Source organism: Amycolatopsis sp. MJM2582 (genome assembly GCF_000754115.1).
In the GTDB taxonomy this organism is placed as follows: domain Bacteria; phylum Actinomycetota; class Actinomycetes; order Mycobacteriales; family Pseudonocardiaceae; genus Amycolatopsis; species Amycolatopsis japonica.
This window is the reverse complement of record NZ_JPLW01000005.1, coordinates 229,992-245,796: the sequence shown is the minus strand read 5'-3', so window position 1 is coordinate 245,796 and position 15,805 is coordinate 229,992. Positions and strand designations below refer to the sequence as shown.

At 68.7% G+C, this 15,805-nt stretch carries 14 protein-coding genes; 3 read left to right on the top strand and 11 right to left on the bottom strand.

Annotated elements, in window-relative coordinates; translation table 11 throughout:
- Positions 1-66: 66 nt before the first annotated feature.
- Both ED92_RS28990 and ED92_RS28985 read left to right on the top strand, forming a co-directional pair.
- Positions 67-738, top strand: coding sequence for a VOC family protein (locus ED92_RS28990; protein ID WP_037343890.1), 672 nt, complete (start codon positions 67-69; stop codon positions 736-738).
- A 178-nt stretch (positions 739-916) separates the two neighbouring features.
- Positions 917-3,301: a glycosyl hydrolase family 18 protein gene (locus ED92_RS28985; RefSeq protein WP_037343887.1), complete on the top strand. Its 2,385-nt coding sequence runs from the start codon at positions 917-919 to the stop codon at positions 3,299-3,301.
- Between the two features lie 145 nt (positions 3,302-3,446).
- Here ED92_RS28985 and ED92_RS28980 read toward each other — a convergent pair whose 3' ends face one another.
- From ED92_RS28980 to ED92_RS28930, 11 genes are all read right to left on the bottom strand, one after another.
- Positions 3,447-4,025 (bottom strand): acireductone dioxygenase, encoded by a 579-nt coding sequence (locus tag ED92_RS28980; protein WP_037343885.1) that lies wholly within the window; start codon positions 4,023-4,025, stop codon positions 3,447-3,449.
- On the bottom strand, positions 4,022-4,654 hold the full coding sequence (gene mtnB, locus ED92_RS28975; RefSeq protein WP_037343883.1) for a methylthioribulose 1-phosphate dehydratase: 633 nt from the start codon (positions 4,652-4,654) through the stop codon (positions 4,022-4,024). Before mtnB ends, ED92_RS28980 begins: the two co-directional genes overlap by 4 nt.
- Positions 4,651-5,367, bottom strand: a complete 717-nt coding sequence (gene mtnC, locus ED92_RS28970; RefSeq protein ID WP_037343882.1) for an acireductone synthase — start codon at positions 5,365-5,367, stop codon at positions 4,651-4,653. Before mtnC ends, mtnB begins: the two co-directional genes overlap by 4 nt.
- Positions 5,364-6,374, bottom strand: coding sequence for a methylthioribose-1-phosphate isomerase (locus ED92_RS28965; RefSeq protein ID WP_037343880.1), 1,011 nt, complete (start codon positions 6,372-6,374; stop codon positions 5,364-5,366). Before ED92_RS28965 ends, mtnC begins: the two co-directional genes overlap by 4 nt.
- The gene (locus tag ED92_RS28960) at positions 6,374-7,504 is read right to left on the bottom strand and encodes an acyl-CoA dehydrogenase family protein (RefSeq protein WP_037343879.1); all 1,131 of its coding nucleotides are present in this window, start codon (positions 7,502-7,504) and stop codon (positions 6,374-6,376) included. The genes ED92_RS28965 and ED92_RS28960 overlap by 1 nt, the downstream gene beginning before the upstream one ends.
- Positions 7,501-8,229 (bottom strand): nucleoside phosphorylase, encoded by a 729-nt coding sequence (locus ED92_RS28955; RefSeq protein ID WP_037343877.1) that lies wholly within the window; start codon positions 8,227-8,229, stop codon positions 7,501-7,503. Before ED92_RS28955 ends, ED92_RS28960 begins: the two co-directional genes overlap by 4 nt.
- Complete coding sequence (locus ED92_RS28950) at positions 8,226-9,083, bottom strand: ABC transporter permease (RefSeq protein ID WP_037343875.1); 858 nt, start codon at positions 9,081-9,083, stop codon at positions 8,226-8,228. Before ED92_RS28950 ends, ED92_RS28955 begins: the two co-directional genes overlap by 4 nt.
- A complete protein-coding gene (locus tag ED92_RS28945) occupies positions 9,080-10,084 on the bottom strand; it encodes an ABC transporter permease (protein ID WP_037343873.1) in 1,005 nt (334 codons plus the stop codon). The genes ED92_RS28950 and ED92_RS28945 overlap by 4 nt, the downstream gene beginning before the upstream one ends.
- Positions 10,081-11,598 carry an ABC transporter ATP-binding protein gene (locus ED92_RS28940; protein WP_235213381.1) on the bottom strand — a complete coding sequence of 506 codons (1,518 nt, stop codon included), beginning with the start codon at positions 11,596-11,598 and terminating at the stop codon, positions 10,081-10,083. Before ED92_RS28940 ends, ED92_RS28945 begins: the two co-directional genes overlap by 4 nt.
- The gene (locus tag ED92_RS28935) at positions 11,579-12,616 is read right to left on the bottom strand and encodes a BMP family ABC transporter substrate-binding protein (protein ID WP_051972589.1); all 1,038 of its coding nucleotides are present in this window, start codon (positions 12,614-12,616) and stop codon (positions 11,579-11,581) included. Before ED92_RS28935 ends, ED92_RS28940 begins: the two co-directional genes overlap by 20 nt.
- 68 nt (positions 12,617-12,684) lie before the next feature.
- The gene (locus ED92_RS28930; protein WP_037344515.1) at positions 12,685-14,253 is read right to left on the bottom strand and encodes a metallophosphoesterase family protein; all 1,569 of its coding nucleotides are present in this window, start codon (positions 14,251-14,253) and stop codon (positions 12,685-12,687) included.
- Between the two features lie 284 nt (positions 14,254-14,537).
- Here ED92_RS28930 and ED92_RS28925 point away from each other — a divergent pair, with 284 nt between their 5' ends.
- A complete protein-coding gene (locus ED92_RS28925) occupies positions 14,538-15,791 on the top strand; it encodes an HNH endonuclease signature motif containing protein (RefSeq protein WP_037344513.1) in 1,254 nt (417 codons plus the stop codon).
- Positions 15,792-15,805: the final 14 nt, after the last annotated feature.

The following is a 15,805-nucleotide window of genomic DNA, read 5'->3' as shown; positions in this document are numbered from 1 at the left end:
AGGGAAGGAGGCCTTCACGGACCTAAATCGGTTGCGTGCCGGTCGTCGTCGCTCTTAGCGTCGCTTATGGCCGCCACCCTGCACGCGCTCCGGATCGCCGCGCACGATCCGCACGCCCTCGAACGGTTCTGGACCGGACTGCTCGGCCGGGCGATCGAGGACACCGGTTTCCGGCTGAGTTTCGTACGCAGCGACGAACCGAAGACCCGCCAGAACCAGATGCATTTCGACCTGACGAGCGAGTCGCTGGACGACCAGCGCCGGACGGTCGCGAAGGCGCTCGAACTCGGCGGACGGCACATCGACGTCGGCCAGCTTCCCGAAGAGGAGCACGTCGTGCTCGCCGACCCCGAGGGCAACGAGTTCTGCGTCATCGAGCCGGGCAACGACTTTCTCGCCGAATGCGGCTTCGTCGGCGCCATCGCGAGCGACGGTTCGCAGGAGGTCGGGTACTTCTGGAGCAAGGCACTCGGCTGGCCGCTGGTGTGGGACCAGGATCAGGAGACCGCGATCCGCTCGCCGCACGGTGGCCCGAAGATCACCTGGGGCGGTCCGCCGTTCACCCCGAAGACCGGACCGAACCGGCTGCGTTTCGTTTTGACCGGACCGCTTTCCGAAGTGGAGCGGCTGGTTTCGCTCGGCGCTGCCCGCCTCGGTACCGGGGACGACGGGCAGGTGGAGATGGCGGATCCCGATGGGAACGAGTTTTCCTTCCTGATACGGAAAACGGCGGCATAACACGATCCTGATGCAGTCGGCAGTATGACCCGTCTCGGCAAAGCCGGACCTGACGAACCACAGGTACGCTCCGCCGTACGGCACAGGATGGAAATTGGTCTACACCTATTGACGCGCGCCAGGTCGGCGGCTCAAGCTGCTGTGACCGAGGGCCATCTTCCACTGTCGGAGGTTCGGCGTGCCAAGGAGAACCAGGAAACTACTCCCCCTGCTGGCGTCGCTCATCACGCTGGCCGGACTCATGATCGTCGTCATCACCCCGTCCACGTCGAGCGCGGCAGGCCATGAGGACTGCCGTCCCGACGGGCTGTACCGGACACCCGGCGTCGACACCCCCTACTGCACCGTCTACGACACGAACGGCCGGGAATCCCTGGGAGAAGGGCATTCCCGCCGCGTGATCGGCTACTTCACCAGCTGGCGCACCGGGAAGAACGGCGCGCCCGCGTATCTGGCGAACAACATCCCGTGGACCAAGGTCACCCACCTCAACTACGCGTTCGCGCATGTCGACGCGCAGAACAAGGTGTCGGTCGGCGCCCCGGGCCCGAACAACGAGTCCATCGGCATGGAATGGCCGGGCGTACCCGGCGCCGAGATGGATCCCTCGTTGCCCTACAAGGGACATTTCAATCTGCTGAACAAGTACAAGAAGCAGTACCCGAACGTGAAAACGCTCGTTTCGATCGGCGGCTGGGCCGAGACCGGCGGCTTCCTGAACCCGGACGGCACGCGTAACGCGTCGGGCGGGTTCTACAAGATGACGCAAAGCCAGGCGAGCATCGACACCTTCGCGGATTCCGTCGTGAAATTCTTGCGCGACTACGGATTCAACGGCGCGGACATCGACTACGAGTACGCGACATCGGCGAACTACGCCGGCAACCCGGACGACTACTGGATCGCGCAGTCCAACCGGGGCACCCTCTGGGCGGGCTACGAGAACCTGATGCGCACGTTGCGCCAGAAGATCGACCAGGCCGGCGCTGCCGACGGCAAACACTACCTGCTGACCGCCGCCGTGCCCGCTTCCGGCTGGCTGCTGCGCGGCCAGGAGGTCTACGGCGTCACGCAGTATCTCGACTACGCCAACATGATGAGCTACGACCTGCACGGCGCGTGGAACCAGTTCGCCGGGCCGAACGCCGCGCTCTACGACAACGGCAAGGACGCGGAACTCGCGCACTGGCAGGTGTACACGACCCCGCAGTACGACGGGCAGGGCTATCTCAACACCGACTGGGCGTATCACTACTTCCGCGGCGCCATGCAGGCCGGCCGGATCAACATCGGCGTCGGGTTCTACACCCGCGGCTGGCAAGGCGTTTCGGGCGGGACGAACGGTTTGTGGGGCACCGCTCCACTGCCGGACCAGAAGCAGTGCCCACCGGGGACCGGATCCCAGGTCGGCTCGACGGTGCCGTGCGGCAACGGCGCGATCGGCATCGACAACCTCTGGCACGACATGAGCCTGACGGGCGCCGAGGTACCGGCGGGCGCGAACCCCATGTGGCACGCGAAGAACCTCGAGAACGAGATCACCCCGGACTACCTGGAGAAGTACGGGCTGGACCCGAAGAACAACCCGAAGGACCGGCTCTCCGGCTCCTACAACAGGTTCTACGACAACACGATGGTGACGCCGTGGCTGTGGAACAACGACAAGAAGGTGTTCCTGTCCACTGAGGACGAAGAGTCGCTCGCCACGAAGGCCAAGTACGTGGCCGACAAGGGCATCGGCGGCATCATGATCTGGGAGCTGGCGGGCGACTACGCCTTCGACAGCGCCAAGGGTCAGTACTTCATGGGCGACACGCTGATCACGAAGATCAACGACGGCCTGCGCGGCGCCGCTCCGTACGGCAACGCCAAGTCGCCGCGCCCCGCGCCTTCGTCGGTGCTGAACGCGCACATCAACCTGACCGGTTTCGCGCTGGGCGACGCGAACTACCCGATCACCCCGCGGATGCGCATCACCAACAATTCGACCACCACCATCCCCGGTGGGACGAAGATCGAGTTCGACTACGGCACGAGCGCGCCCGGCAGCATGTCCGACCAGTCCGGCTTCGGCCTGACGGTCACCAGCAAGGGCCACAGCGGGCCCAACGTCGGCGGAATGAAGGGAGACTTCCAGCACGTCGCGGTGACCGTGCCCAGCTGGCAGACCATCGCCCCGGGCGCCACGATCGAGATCCGGCTGAACTACTACATGCCGATCGCGTCGCCGTCGAACTTCACCTTCACCTTCGGCGGGACGACGTACGCGATCGCGTCGGACAACCCGCGTGGTGGCGGCACCCCGCCGACGACCACGACCACACCGACGACGGGAACCACGACCACGACCACCAGCCCGACGACCACCACCACGACCCGGACGACCACCACCACGCCGACGACGACCACCTCGGTGCCGTCTGATGCCTGGAAGCCCGGTGTCGACTACGCCACCGGCGCCAGGGTGACCTACAACGGCACGGCGTACGTGTGCCGTCAGGGCCACCGGTCGCTGGCCGGCTGGGAGCCGCCGAACGTGCCCGCGCTCTGGGCACCCGCCTGATCGACCCCGGCAGCGCGCGCTAGGAACGGTCCTTTCCTTGCGAAATTTGCCAGGAAAGGACCGTTCCTGGCATCCGGATATGTCATGAAAGGGCCGTTCAGGACAGGAAACGTCCTGAACGGCCCTTTCATGACACCCGAGATCCTCAGTAACGCCCGGCGGTCAGCTCGTCGAACCCCGGGAAGTCCCCCGCCAGCGTCGCGCCCGTGAAGTCGCCGACCCACCCGCCGTCGTCGTGGAAGAACCGGATGGACACGTAGTCGGGCCGCGTCCCCATGTCGAACCAGTGCGTGGTGTTCGCGGGCACGCTCAGCAGATCCCCCGCCTCGCACAGCACCGCGTACACCTTGCCCCCGACGTGCAGATAGAACACGCCGGACCCCCGCGCGAAGAAGCGGTCTTCGTCGTCGCCGTGGGTGTGTTCGGCGAGGAACTTCTGCCGGGCTTCGGCGGCCGTGGCCGCCCAGCCGGGTTCGTCGGACGGGGTCATGCGGACGGCGTCCACGAACGTGTAGCCCTCGGCCGCCGAGACCTTGGCGATCGGCTCCTCGTAGGCGGCCAGCACCTGCTCGGGCGTCACTTCGCGCGGCAGGTCCTCGACGAGGTCCCACCGTTCGAACCGGACGCCGAGCCGCCCCAGTTCCCCGGTGATCACGGCCGGATCCTCGGTCCTGAGCGCGATCTCGCCGGGCCGGTCGTCCGGCCATACGGTCAGCAGGGTCATCGCACTCCCCTTTCCTCTCCCACGAGTCTTGTCTCTACCCGGAACCGGAGCAACCACTCCAAACATTCCAGGCGATGACGCGCGTGGCGCAGGTCATCACCCCAGACGTAGATCCCGTGCCGCGCGACGATCACCGCCGGCGTGTCCGCCCGGAACCCGGCCTCGAACGCGTCCCCGAGGACACGCATGTCCTGGCCGTTGGCGATCACCGGGATGGTCACCAGATCGTCGTGCGCGGCGCGGCCGAAACCCTTGAGCATCTCCAGGTCGCGCAGTTCGACGCCGTCCGGCCAGTGCTCGGCGGCCACCACCGGCGCGAGCGCGTGCACGTGGATCACCGCGCCGGCGCCCGACACCGCCGCGATCCGGGCGTGCAGTCCCGCCTCGGCCGAGGGCACCTTGTCCGGATGCGGCTGGTCCGCGACGGCCAGCCCGTCCTCGCCGACCACCACGACGTCGTCGCTGGTCAGCTCGCCTTTGTCCCGGCCGCTGACGGTGACCGCGACCCGCAGCGGGTCACGGCCGAGCACCACCGAGAGGTTGCCGGACGTGCCCCGCATCCAGCCCAGCCCGGCGAACCGGGCGGACTCCTCCGCGAGCGCGCGTCCGGCCAGTTCGAGGACGCTCATCGAGGGACGACCTTGATCTCGTCGAACGTCCGGATCGTCCGGTGTGTCCCGAAATCCGCGTCACCGAACGGTTCACCCTCGCGGGCGAGCCCGACGGTCTGCCAGCCGTCGGCGGCGGCCCCGTCGAGTTCGGCCGGGACGTCGGAGAAGAACACGATGTCGCCCGGCTCCGCTTCCAGCGCGGCGGCGATCGCGCGGTACGACGGCGCCTCGCGTTTCGGCCCGGCGTTCACGGTGTCGAAATGCTGCTCGAACAGGCCGGTGACGTCGCCGTCGGTGGTCCGCGAGAACGACGCGATCTGCCCCGCGACCGAACCGGACGAGAACACCGCGAGCCGCAGCCCGGACTCGTGCCACGACCGCAGGGCCGGGGCGACGTCGCCGAAGAACTCCGTCGTGAGGTCGCCCTCGGCGTACCCGCGCTGCCAGATGAGGCCCTGCAACGTCTTCAGCGGCGCGATCTTCCGATCCGCGTCCATCCAGCCGTGCAGCACCCGCACGACGTCCACAGTGGACGCGTCCGCCGGAAGCCCGCCGAGTTCCTTGATCTCGGCGACGGCGGCGACGACCTCCGGATCCTCCGGGTGCTCGTCGATCCACGGGCCCAGCCGCGGCCGCGCGTAGTCGTAGAGGGTCACGTGCACGTAGCTGGTGGCGGTCAGCGTGCCCTCGATGTCGAGGACCACCCATCGGGCGGTCAGCGTTGCGGTCACTGGTTCGCTTCCCCTTCTGCGTAGTACTCGCGGAGCCGTCCCGGTTCGAAGGCCCCGCGGTCGGTCACCACCGTGGTCACGAAACGTGGTGGTGTCACGTCGAAAGCCGGATAGTGCCCCCGGGCGCGTTCACCGGCGACGCGGTGGCCGAGCGCGCTCAGCACCTCGTCGCCGTCGCGGTATTCGATCGGCACGTCGGCGCCGGTCGGCGCGGCCTGGTCGGGTGCTTGGACCATCGCGTGGAACGGCACGCCGAACGCCTCCGCCGCCACCGCGAGCCCCAGGGTGCCGATCTTGTTGACGACGTGACCGTCCATCGTGACGCGGTCGGCCGCGGTCACCAGCGCGCCGACTTCGCCCGACGCCAGCACCGCGGCACCCATGCTGTCGGTGATCAGCCGGGTGTCGGCGCCCATCTCGGCGAGCGTCTCGGCGGTCAGCCGCGCGCCCTGCAGGTACGGCCGGGTTTCCGTGCAGAAGAAGGAGAACTCCTTGCTCTGCCGTCGCGCGGCGAGCACGAATTCGACGAGGTACAGGTCCGCCCAGCAATGGGTCAGCACGGTCGCCCCGTCCGGCACCAACGCGGCGGCGTGTTCGCCGAGCGCGCGGCTGCGCGACCGATACAACTCGTCCCCCGCCCGCGCCCCGGCTGTCGCGGCCTCGACGAGGTCACCCGTCGCTTTGTCCACTTCGGACAGTACGGCGGCCACGGCCTTGCGCAGATGATTGTTGGTCTTGCGGGTAGCGACGATCCGCTCCCCCGCCCGCCGCAGGTACGCCCGGGGGTCCGGGAGCCCGGACGCCTCGCGCGCGGCGAGCACCATCGCGCCCAGCGCGGCGAAATACGGCCCGGACGACTGCGTGACCATGTCTTCGATGGCGACCGCGACCTCTTCCGAGGTCCGGCAGAGCACCCATTCCCGCTCGAACGGGAACACCCGGCGGTCGAGGATGTGCACGCCTTCGTCGTCGAGGCGGACGCTGTCGGCGAGGATCGGCAGCGTCATCAGCTGTACCCCGAAAGGCACGGCGGAATCCCGTTGAGGAAGTGGTCGCCGACCTCGCGTGCCTTGTACGTCACGGGATCGTGCAGGGTCAGCGTGCGGGCGTTGCGCCAGAAGCGGTCGAAGCCGTACTTCGTCGCCGTGGCCCGGGCGCCGGTGAACTCGAAGACCTTGCTCGTGGTTTCGACGGCCACCCGGCTCGCCACGACCTTCGCCGACGAGATGGCGATCGCCGCTTCGGCCCGCTCCGCCGGGGTCAGGTCGAAGCCGCGTTCGTCGGCATCGCCGAGCGCGGAAACCGCCGCGTCGACGGCGAATCCGGCCGCTCGCGCCGTCGCGACCAGCTCGCCGTAGCCCGCCAGCGTGTACGGATCCTGCGTCGCTTTGTCCACATCGGACAGTGTCCACGGCCGGGCGCTCTCCCGCGTGTAGACGGCCGCCGCGTCGAGCGCGCCGAACGCGAGGCCGACGTACACCTGCGCCAGCATGAGCTGGAACCCGATCGCCGCCAGGGAGATCCGGGGCACCTTCGGATCGGACTGGTCCTCCGGCTGGGCACCGAGCACGTCGTCGTGCGCGACGCGGACGGCTTCGAATCGCACCGCACCGCTCGCGGTGAGCCGCTGGCCGATGTTGTCCCAGTCACCGGGGAAGGTGATCCCTTCGGCCCTCGCGTCGACGACGAAGGTCAGCTTCTCGCCGTTGTCGGTCCTGGTCGCGCTGACCACGAGGCGGTCGGCGACGGCCGCGCCGGTCGCGAAGGTCTTGGTGCCCTCGACGGTGAACCCGCCGTCGGCCGGGGTCAGGAGCAGGGCGGCGTCGAGCGGATTGCTCACGCCCGCCCAGAACCAGCCGGGCTCGCTCGCCGCACGAGGCCCGAACAGGCCGGTGCGCCACAGCTGCAGGTAGTGGTAGCCGAGCAGATGGCCGACCGACGCGTCCGCGGCGGAGACGATCCGGGTGGCCTCGTTCGCGGCCGCCCAGCCGGCGGTGTCGAGCAAGGACAGCAGCCCGGACTCGCGCAGCAGACCGACCTCGTGGACGGGGAGCTGTCCGGCCAGATCACGCTCGGCAGCGTCCGCCGCCAGCGTGCTCGCCAGCTCGTGAGCCGCCTTGCGCCACACTTCGGTCATTCCGCCCCTTCCACATCGATGAGCGCGTCGAGCGCCACGCGCGTAGCCCTCGCCACTCCCTCGGCCACGACGTCGCGATGCGGGTCGTAGGCCGACGGGTCGGGGTGGTCGGGCCGCGCGTCGCCGTCGATCACGAGCACACCACCGGCCCGCAGGCCGCGCAATGCCGCGAACACCAGCAACGTGGAGAGTTCCATCTCAATGGCGATCACCCGCGCGGCCAGGTATTCGGCCATCGGGAGGGTGAGCACCAGCGGGCTGAACGCGGCCCGCGTCCACACCACGCCCCGGTGCGCCTCGGGTGCCACGCGGCTCAGCGCCACGACGAGCTCCGGGGTGGCGAACGCCGGGTACTCCGGATGGATGAGCTGCTGGGTGACGCCGTCGTCGCGGACCGCCGCCTCGGCGATGACGAGGTCGCCGTCGGTGATGCCGTCGGCCAGCGAACCGGCGGTGCCGAGCCGCAGGAACGTGCGGACGCCCGCTTCGGCGAGCTCGCCGAACTGGCACAACGCGCCGGGCCCGCCGACGCCGTGCGACGACACGACGACCGGAACGCCCTTCCAGGTGCCGGTGTAGCTGCGGTACTCGCGGTTCTGCCCGACGAGGACGGCGTCCGTCAACGACCCGGCCACCGCGGTCGCGCGGTCGGGATCGCCGACCACCAGCGCGCGTGGCGGCAGGCCGTACCGGGGGATCTTGGTGATGGGCAGGACGTCGCTCACGCGGGCTGTCCCTTCTTGCGTTTCAGGTTGGACAGGAACAACGCCACGAGCGTGACGACATACGGGGCGGCGTCGGTGGCCTGCTGCGGCAACCCGATGCCCTGGAGCCGGAAGCCGAACGCCTCGGCCAGGCCGAACAACAGCGCCGCGAGCAGCACGCCGAGCGGATGCGCGCGGCCCAGCATCACCGCCACGACGGCGATCCAGCCGCGGCCGGCGGTCATGTTCTCGGCGAAGAGCGTCACCGAACCCAGCGCCAGTTGCGCGCCGCCCAGACCACATAGCGCTCCTCCGGCGAGGATCACCCCGTAGCGGTATTTGGTCACGTTGACACCGAGGCTGGACGCGGCCTCCGGACGCTCCCCGACCCCGCGCAGCCGCAACCCCCACGGATGCCGGTAGAGCAGCACCGCGAGTGCGGGCACGGCCAGCCAGGACAGGTAGACCAGCAGCGACTGTCCCGGAATCGGGCCGAACTGGCCCAGCCCTCGCAGCGATGGGTCGCTGAAGGAGCCTTCGGTGCCGAAGACGGTGCGGATCAGGAAGCTCGTCAGGCCGACCGCCAACAGGTTGCTCGCGACACCCAGCACGATCGGATCGCCGTCGAAGGTGATCGAGCCGATCGCGAGGATCAGCGAATACGCCGTCGCCGCGAGCACCGCCACGACGACGCCGATCCACGCGCTGCCGGTGTACCAGCTGCCCGCGACCGCGCCGAAGCAGCCGACCAGCAGCGAGCCTTCGAGGGAGATGTTGAAGACCCCGGCCCGCTGGCACAACGCGCCCGCGAGCGCGGCGAACAGGATCGGCGTCAACGCGGTGAGCGCGGACGAGAACAGGCTCGCGTCGATCATGCGCGCTTCGCCTTCCGCTTGAAGACGCCCGACGTCGCCGCCAGGAAGATGATCAGCACCGCCTGCAGGACCGCGGTGAGTTCGCGCGGGACCTGGGTGGCGCGTTCCATCGCGAACCCGCCGCTGGTCAGCGCCGCGAAGAAGACCGCCGCGAGCAGCGTCCCGAGTGGGCTGGCCCCGGCGAGCAGCGCCGCGAGCAGACCGATCCAGGTGTACTGCGGTGTGATCAGCGCGCCGTCGATGAACCGGTACGGGAAGCCGAGGACGGCGATCGCGCCGACCAATCCCGCCGTCCCTCCCGAAGCGGCCAGCAGCCGCAGCGTGAGTTTCGGCCGGTCGATCCCGGCGTAGGCGGCGAACCGAGGTGCCCAGCCGGTCACCTTGGTCTCGAAACCGGCGGGAGTGCGGGCGTCGATCACCGCGTAGACCGCGATCACCGCCACCACCAGGAAGATCCCGGTCGTCACGCCGTCGATTTCGGGCAGCCGCGCGCCTTCGGTCAGCTGCGGGCTCTGCGGCAGGCTGGAACCGGCGTCCTTCAACGGGAACCGCACCAGGTACCCGGCGAGCGACATCGCCGGATAGCTCAGCAGCAGCGTGCTGATCAGCAACGGGACACCGAGCCGGTTCTCGCAGACCGCGGCCAGCGCGGCGTACGCGGCTCCGGCGATCACTCCCGCGAGCAGCGCGAGGATCACCTTCACCGGTCCGGGTCCGGGTACGTACAGGCCGACGGCGAGCGCGCTGATCGCGCCGAGCACCAGCTGGCCCTCCCCGCCGAGGTTCACCATGCCCGCGCGCAGCGGGATCGCGAGCGCCGTGGCCATCCCCGCGACGGGGACGGCGTAGGCGAGGGTGTCGCCTACGCCGTCAGGGCCGAACGCGCCGGAGACGATCGCGCCATAGGCCGCCAGCGGGTCGGTTCCGGTGGCGAGCAACAGGATCGCGCCGAGGACGAGCGCCGCTGCGACCGGGACGGCGATGAGACGGACGCGGCTCATCCGGCGCCTCCTGCCATCGCGAGCCCCACCGTGTGCTGATCGGCCTCGTCCTTGGTGAACTCCGCGACGATCCGGCCTTCGAACAGCACCAGCACCCGGTCCGACAACGCGAGGATCTCGCTGAGCTCGGCGGAGATCAGCAGGACGGCGTGCCCGGCGTCGCGATGGGCGACGAGCCTCGCGTGGATGTTCTCGATCGCGCCGACGTCGACGCCGCGCGTGGGCTGTTCGACCAGCAGGAACGGCGCATCGTGGGTGAGTTCGCGGCCGAAGATCGCCTTCTGCTGGTTTCCGCCGGACAAGGTGCCCATCGCGGCGGAAGGGCCGGACGCGCGGACGTCGTAGTCCCCGATGATCGCCGACGCGTGGTCGTCGATCGCCTTGCGGCGCAGGAATCCCTTGCGCACCAACGGTCGTTTGCGGTGGAAGCCGACAGCCAGGTTCTCCCGGAGCCCCGCCGTGGGCGCCGAGCCGACCTCGGCGCGGTCTTCCGGGACGTGGGCGAGGCCGACATCCCTTCGCGCACGTACTGACAGTCCATCGAGCTCCTGTCCATTGAGGACGATGGAGCCGCCGGTCTTCAAGAGACCGGTGATGGCGCCGGAGAGCTCGGCCTGCCCGTTGCCCGCGACCCCGGCGACGCCGACGATCTCCCCGGCACGCACGGTCAGGGACACGTTGTCCAGCAACGGTTTTCCTTCCACGCCGGGAACGGTCAGGGAACGGGCTTCGAGGACGGTCTCACCGGGTGTCCCGGCCGGGTGGACGCGATCGAGGTCGACCTCGCGTCCGGTCATCGCCGCGGCGAGCCCGGCGGCGGTCTGATCCGCCGTGCGCCCGCGGGCGCTGACCCGGCCGTCGCGTAGCACCGTGACATGGTCGCTGACGGCGAGGACCTCCTGGAGTTTGTGCGACACCAGCAGGATCGTGCGATCCTCGGCGGCGAGGGCGCGCAACACGCCGAAGAGCCGCTCGGTCTCGGGCGGGGTCAGCACGGCGGTCGGTTCGTCGAGGATCAGCACACCGGCGTCGCGGTACAGCAGCTTGAGGATCTCGACGCGCTGACGAAGCCCGACCGGCAGGTCACGGACCCGGTCACCGGGCCGCAGCCGCAGTTCGTGCCGTTCGATCAGTTCGGTGACGCGGGCCGTCGCCGCCTTGCGATCCAGCAGGCCCCGGCGGGTCGGTTCGCTGCCGAACACGACGTTCTCGGTGACGGTGAGTTCGCCGAACAACGCGAATCCCTGCTGCACCATGCCGACACCGGCGTCGATGGCCTGCGCGGGCGAACCGAAGGACACTTCCTTGCCGTGCAAGGAGATCGTGCCCTCGTCGGGCCGGTGCAGCCCGTAGAGCACGGACATGAGCGTCGACTTGCCCGCACCGTTCTCGCCCATCAGGGCGTGGATTTCGCCTCTGCCGACGTCGAGGTCCACGTGGTCGTTCGCGAGCACTCCGGGGAACCGCTTGACGATCCCCCGGAGTGAGACGGCGTCAGGATTTGGCGGGGTCATCGACGACGATCGCGCCCGAGATGATCTGGTCCCGCAGTTCGCCGACCTTGGCCAGCACGTCGGGGTGGGTCGCGACGACGCACTGCGAGGTCGCGGCGTCGGGTTCCAGCCCGGTCAGGGAGATGCCCTTCTCCTTGACACCGTAGGACTTCGTCTCGCCGGTCTTGCCGCCGAGGATCGCGTCGACACCGTCACCGATGACGACGTTGGTGCGTTTGATGACGTTGTCCACGACCTGACCGGGGCTGGCCGGGCACTGGTTGGCGTCGACGCCGAACGCGAAGAAACCGCCCTGTTTGGCCGCCTCGAACACGCCGAGGTTGCCCGCCGCGGAGGCCGCGCCCATGACGTGGTCGACGCCCTGACCGGCGAGCGTGGTGGCCAGCGCCTTCGCGCGGGCCGGGTCGTTGAACGGGTTCGCGCCGCCGATGAACAGCGGGGCGAGCGTGGTGCCGGGTTTCGCCTTTTCGGCGCCCTGCCCGAACGGGATCGAATACCGGCGGAACTGGGGCGCGTCGAGGACGACGACCGCGCCGACCTTGCCGCTCTTGCTCAGCAGCCCGGCTTCGGCGCCGGCGAGGTAGCTGCCCTCGTGCTCGCGGAACACCGCGCAGGTCACGTTCGGGAACGGCTTGGTCGTGCAGGAGTCCACGAACAGGAACTTCTGCCCGGGATTGCGTTCGGCCTCGGCGGCGATCGCGTCGGCGAAGTTGAAGCCGACGGCGACGATCACGGCGGGCTTCTCCCGCACCGCGGCCGCGAGGTTCTGCTGGATCGAGGCCGGATCGGTGCTCTGGTAGACCTTCTGCGTCCCGTTGTGCTTCTTGGCCGAGTCCTCGATGCCCTGGACGGCGAGCTTGAGGAAGTCGTTGACGCCGACCGGGCTCGGCGTGATCAGGACCAGCGCGGGTCCGGCGGCGTTCTGCGCGGCCGGGTCCTTGGCCGAGGCGTTGCACGCGGCGAGGAGCGTGACGGCGGAAACGGCCATGACGGCCCGCAGGAGGGTTCTCGGCGACATGTCCCGGACTGTATGTCTCCGGTCCACGATATGGCACCGAGTCCCACCATGCGGAACCGTATAGGACGTTATGCATCTCCCGGATCAGCGCCGAGAACGGCGTGCCGCGACCGATGGAGACCGGCGGTGCGACGCAAGGTGAACCGGTCGATCTCGGCGCCGTCGTTGCGGAGGGTCCGCACCGTCAGCGTCGTCCGGCGGCCGGGCCAGGCGGGCTCGACGTCGATCGCGAGGAACGAGTACCCGGTGTAGCGCACACGGGACCACGAGACGGTTTCGGTCACCTTCTCACCGCCCTTGACCCAGTGATACGACGGGAACTCGCCCGCGAACGTGTCGGGCACCGGGAAGCTGTAGAGACTCTTCCCACCGCCACCACAGGTCGCGTACACGGTTCCGTCGCGATCCGGCTCGACGGTGTCGCCGATCTCGACCTCGCTGGTCACCTTGCCGCCGCGCAGGGCGTCGGTGCGTTCGTAGATGTGGTTGTGCCCGTTGATCACGAGGTCGACCCGGTACTCGTCGAACAACGGGACCCACTGCTCGCGGACGCCGCCCTCCGACGCGTGCTGATTGGTCGTCGAATAGGCGCAATGGTGGAAGAAGACCACGATGAAGTCGACGTCCGGCTGCGACCGCAGGTAGCGGAGGCGGCGCTTGAGCCACGCCGTCTGGGAGCCGTGCGAATAGCCGAGGTTCGCGGGGATCTCGTAGGAGACGTCGTTGGCGTCGAGCGAGATCACGCCGACGTTGCCGTAGATGAAGGAGTAGACGCTGGGGCAGTCGTGCGGGCCGGTGCCGGGGAAGTCCCAGCGTTTGATCTGGCCGCCGTAGCCGTCGGGCGAGTAGAGGGCCTCCATGTCGTGGTTGCCGGTGGTGACCATCCACGGCACCGAGGCCGCGACGCCCTCGATCTGGCGGTAATAGGCGTCCCAGACCTTGGGGTCGAAGAGATCGTGGTCCGCGTCGGGCTTCGACCCGGGCGGTTTGCCCGCGCCGCTCGGGTCGGCATACGCGATGTCGCCCGCCAGCAGGTGGAAACGCGGATTCTGACGCGCGACGGCACCGTCCTGCGCGAGCGCCGTCGTCGAGACGCCTTGGTCACCGAACGCGGTGAAGGTGAACTTGCCCGCCGGAATCCCCCGCGCGGGCGCGGTGGTGAACGTCGAGATCGCCGCGGGCCCGCCGTCCCCCGAAGCCGGGTCGAACCCCTCGTGCCCGACGGCGTACCGGTAAGTGTGGCCGGGCCAGAGATGGTCGGCCTCGGCGTGGAGGTAATACTGGTCGTACGGCGCGATGACCCCGGCGACCTCCGAATGCAGCGCGCGGACCTCGGCCGGGATGCGGTGACTCCAGCCGCCGTGCCCGTCGGCGATACGCAGGAACGGCTTGCGCACCGGCGCCGGCACCTGCCACGCGACCCGCATCGACGTCCGTGGATTCCGGCCGAACGCGAGATGCCGCCCCGCCGGGACGACCTTGTCGCCGTCGGCGTACGCGGTGCCCTGCAGGAGAAGCGGACCGGCCGCGAGGACGGCGCCCTTCAGAATCGTGCGGCGGCTGAGGAATTCGTGCTGTTCGGCCATCGTGAGACGCGAGGCCAGCGCGTCGGGAACACCGACCCTGGGGATTTCCATGCGCGGATACTCGCCGACGGACATGTTCGGCTCGCGACGTCGAGACCAACGGGAGTGGTCCAGCTGCCCAGGGTGGGATCAAGGGGTTTTCAAGCGGGCTTTACCTTTGCCCCGCATTTAGTCGACTAACCGCGGCGGGTTCTTCGCACTTAGTCGACTAAATGCGAGTCGCTCAGGGTGATTCGGCGTTGACGGCTGTTTCACCCTTCAGTGTTGTTCGCGTAGTTTCGTTGGTTGCTTAAAATTACGAACACGTGTTCGATTTCTTCGGGTATTATGGAGTCGTGTCCGAGACCTTCCTCCCCGAGTTGCCGCAGGAGCTGTGGCGCGCTGGCAAGCTGGAGCTTGCCCATGGTGTGCAGCAGTCGTTGCAGGTGATCCGGATCGCGACCGCTTCTCTGGCGCGGTTTCTGGCGGAGATCGAGGATCGCGGCGTCAAAGACTTGTACGGGCACGGCAGCACGGCCAGCTGGTTCGCGGAGATTGCGGGGCTGTCGCGCGGCGAAGCGGGCGCGGTGATGAAGCGGGCCATCGCGTTGAACCCCACCCACGCCTTGGACGGGACCGAGGTTCCGCCGGTCGCTCCCGCTACCGCTGCGGTCGCCGCTCAGGGGTTGGTCGGGGATGAGCGGATCGATCAGATCCTGGAGATCTTGAAACGGCTCCCTTCCGACACGTCTGCTGAGGATCGGGAGAGCGCGGAGAAGATCCTCGCTGACCTTGCCCCGAATGCCGGGCCCCGCCAGCTCGCCGGCGCTGAAGCGAAACTGCAGGGCTGGCTCAACCCCGACGGCAACGAACCCAAAGACCCCGAACCCAAAGAACCACGCCGCGAAATCACCCTGGAACGCCGGAAAGACGGCTTCTGGAAACTCACCGGCCTCCTCGACGACGAGACCGGGGCCCGCACCGCCGCCGCCCTGGAAGCACACGCCCAGCCACGGCCGGTCGACGAGTTCGGCCAAGCGGATCTGCGGATGAAATGCGAACGCCTGGGAGACGCCTGGGCCGACCTGCTCGACTTGGCGGTCGCCTGCCCCGACCAGCCCGGAACCAGCGGCTACCGGACCCTCGTCCACGTGACTGTCGGACTCGAGGAACTCAAATCCGGCCTCGGCACCGCCTGCCTCGACTACGTCGGAACCATGACCGCCCGCGAAGCCCGGCTAGCCGCCTGCGACTGCCTGATGCTGCCGGTCGTGATGGGTGCCTCGGGTGAGCCGCTGGATATGGGACGCCTAAGACGGTTCGTCACCCCAGGCCAACGCCGAGCGCTGAACATTCGCGACGGGGGCTGTGCCTTCCCCGGCTGCCACCGGAAACCCAAGAACTGCCACGCCCACCACATTCACCACTGGGCAGACGGCGGACCCACCGACCTTCGGAACCTAGTCCTCCTGTGTGGCTTCCATCATCGGCTGATTCACCACGGTGACTGGGACGTACGGATGGCGGCCGATGGGTTACCGGAGTTCATCCCACCCCAATACCGAGACCCACTCCGAAAACCCAGACGCAACACCCTGCACCACGTCTGAACCCCGAAGAGCCC